Here is a 1,949-nt window from a genome sequence, read left to right as displayed (position 1 = left end):
GCTGAACGAGAGTAAACACCGTCACCTGCGCCAGTTGTACCGGCATTGGCGACGACAGCTTCTTGTAAAAATAGACCACTTGCGAAAGCATTTAAACTTGTAAAAATTGCGGTGGCAGCTAGCGAGTAAGTAAAAGTTTTGTTCATCAGATTGCTCATTTAGCCTTAGACATTAAATTGATCTAAGGTTACCGCAAAGCCCTATAAACAATGGGAATACCCGTTATTACTTTACAAGCGCTATTTGAACCTTCTAGCGACGTATGGACGCGCCTTGTCTCGATGAATTTCACGTTGAGCAGCAATTGCTCTGTTCTTACCTACCCCTACCTTTATTTGATACCAAGTCTCGTAAAATAAGGCGAACCCAGGACTGGACCACCAAGTCTTGTTGTAGAGTTTCTTATTAGCAGCGACAACATCTGGCGACCGATTCGCGCACTCAAGTGCCAACGCATAGGCTTCAGCGTAAGGGTCTTCAGCGATTTTAGTCACCAATCCATATTCTTTCGCGGTTTCACAGTCGATCACTTTGGCCGTCATTGCCATTTCTAAGGTGTGATCTTTACGCATCAGCTCGCGAAATGCGATGGCGCCTCCCATGTCAGGAATCAGCCCCCACTTCGCTTCCAATATCGAGAAGTTCGCGTCTGGGCTAGCGATTCTAAAATCACCACCACTGGCTAATTGAAGCCCACCTCCCCAACAACGCCCGTGAATCGCAAAAATGACAGGGCAAGGGATCTCTCGCCAACCAATAGAAAAATACTGAGCCGCATTTGGCAACGTCGGCAACCATTTGAACAAAAGCTTCATCGCTCCAACTTTACTGTTCAATAACGATTTAACATCGAGCCCTGAACAAAAATCCGTACCATTACCTTTCACTATCACAGCGCGAATCTCGTTATTCTTTTTGAGTTCTCTGATCATATTATTGACGCCTTCAAACATCGCCATATCAATAGCGTTGAGCTTATCGGGTCTATTCAGCACAACGGTGGCAATTTGGTTTTCATCAATGGAACAAGTGATACGATCGAGGTTTGGCATGGTGGCTACCTTATAAGTGGTCAGACCTTTAGGTTATACATTTTATTAACATATGCCAAACTTGCACATTAAGAAGCGAGACCTGTGTTGCTTAACACCTCCCCCTTACACAAACGACATCAATAAAAAAGCAGTGATGGTTCGCTCCATTCACTGCTTTTCATTCGTAGCTTTTATTGCGAATCGCTTTGATTGCCAGTAGTTTTGAATACCAGTAGCTTTGATAATCAAGGGCTCTCTGTTTTGACAGAACCTATGTTCTTCGAGATTTCAGTAACAAGAAGATGAAATAACTGCCACCAATAATTGAAACTAACGTCCCTGCGGCAAGCTGCGCTGGGAACACCACCACTTGCCCTAACCAGTCTGCAAATAGCATCAATGCTGCACCAATCAAAAACGACAAGATGATCTGCTCTCGAACCAAACGAGCGCCCACCATTGCTGCGATATGCGGAGCTAACAAGCCGACAAACGCGACTGGTCCCATGGTGGTTGTCACGACCGAACATAAGATCGCAACAATACACAACAGTGCCACGTAGGCGATACTGATATTCAGCCCTCTGGCACTCGCGAACTGTCGGCCAGTCGCAATTAAGGTCACCCAACGGCTCAATAGCAAAGCAGCCCCGATAGAAGCCGTTATCACCATGGTCATAATCATTGCCGACTCAGGTTCAACACGATAGGTAGAGCCTGCCAACCAAGCCAATAAAGTGTATTTCCCCTCACCCACTCGCGTTAAAGAGAATTGCACCAAAGCTTCCAAAACTGCGGTTAATGAGATACCTGTGAGAATCAAGATCGAAGGTGCAAACTGATGCTTCTTGCCAAGGAATAGCAATAAACACAGTGCAATCGCGCTGCCTAAGAAAGCAATCCAAGGGCTCAATG

General features: G+C 45.7%; 2 protein-coding genes and 1 pseudogene. All 3 read right to left on the bottom strand.

All coding sequences use genetic code 11. From position 1 onward, the window contains the following. A pseudogene (locus tag AB4653_RS22025) lies at positions 1–146 on the bottom strand (long-chain fatty acid transporter); the annotation flags it as partial. A gap of 93 nt (positions 147–239) precedes the next feature. Beyond that, complete coding sequence (locus AB4653_RS22020) at positions 240–1,052, bottom strand: crotonase/enoyl-CoA hydratase family protein (protein WP_102258131.1); 813 nt, start codon at positions 1,050–1,052, stop codon at positions 240–242. Between the two features lie 253 nt (positions 1,053–1,305). Then, positions 1,306–1,949 (bottom strand): iron chelate uptake ABC transporter family permease subunit (locus tag AB4653_RS22015; RefSeq protein ID WP_372105347.1); only part of this gene is annotated, 644 nt, incomplete at its 5' end.

This window comes from Vibrio sp. 10N.222.48.A3 (assembly GCF_041475345.1).
In the GTDB taxonomy this organism is placed as follows: domain Bacteria; phylum Pseudomonadota; class Gammaproteobacteria; order Enterobacterales; family Vibrionaceae; genus Vibrio; species Vibrio tasmaniensis_A.
Note: the sequence above shows the minus strand (reverse complement) of the source record. Positions and strands in the feature narration are given on the sequence as shown.

Coding starts and splice junctions, on each gene's coding strand:
- AB4653_RS22020 (WP_102258131.1), bottom strand. CDS start 1,052: ATGCCAAACCTCGATCGTATCACTTGTTCCATTGATGAAAACCAAATT.